Origin of the sequence: Calderihabitans maritimus (assembly GCF_002207765.1) — a bacterium.
In the GTDB taxonomy this organism is placed as follows: Bacteria; Bacillota; KKC1; order Calderihabitantales; family Calderihabitantaceae; genus Calderihabitans; species Calderihabitans maritimus.
Map to the genome: position 1 here is coordinate 1 of NZ_BDGJ01000206.1, position 905 is coordinate 905.

The 905-nt window shown below is 48.3% G+C and carries 1 protein-coding gene; it reads left to right on the top strand.

The genetic code is table 11. The features are described from left to right. Positions 1–553: reverse transcriptase domain-containing protein (locus KKC1_RS14890; protein ID WP_272946685.1), on the top strand; the 553-nt coding region annotated here is incomplete at its 5' end. Between the last annotated feature and the right edge of the window lie 352 nt (positions 554–905).

Sequence of the window (905 nt, forward strand, 5' to 3'; positions counted from 1 at the left end):
AACGCCGCAGGGAGGGGTGATAAGCCCTCTACTAGCCAACCTTTTCCTCCACTATGCATTCGACATGTGGATGCGGAGAAACTGTCCCTCCATACCCTTTGAACGTTTTGCGGATGATATCATATGCCACTGCAAAAGCGAAGCCCAAGCCCAATGGCTACTGGCGAAATTACGGGAGCGTTTCTTCCGGTGCCGGTTGGAGCTCCATCCGGAGAAAACGAAGATAGTTTACTGCAAAGATGACGACCGACAAGGAAGCTACCCACAGGAAAAGTTTGACTTCTTAGGGTATACCTATCGACCCAGAAGGTCAAAGAACCGACATGGCAAATACTTTATCAACTTCAGCCCTGGGGTCAGCGATAAAGCTGCCAAAAAGATGAGGCAGACCATACGGGAATGGAAACTGCATCTTCGCAGTGATAAGGAGCTAGAAGACATAGCCCGGATGTTTAACCCTGTGCTTCGAGGATGGATAAACTATTTCACGCACTACTACAAATCCGTGATGTATCCCACTCTAAGATATCTAGACACTGTGCTAGTGAAGTGAGCGATGAGGAAATACAAGAAACTGAAAAACCATAAAAGGCGGGCAGAACAGTGGCTTCGGCGGATTGCGGAAAGACAACCGTGGCTGTTTGCCCACTGGCAGCTTCTTAAAGCGGCTGGACAGTAGGAGCCGGATGAGCTGAGAGGTTTACGTCCGGTTCTGTGAGGGCGTCGGGTGAGATTCCCCCGCGCTACTCGACGCAACAATGATGTTTGGATGTATGAGTCAATAAATATCGGGGGCCAAGAAGGAAAATGAGGCCCTGCTCCATAAGAGGTTAAATATACCCAAAACCACAACAGAAAGGAGCAAGGCCTCAAAATGAAGACATGGTTAATTAAAGAACTTAATG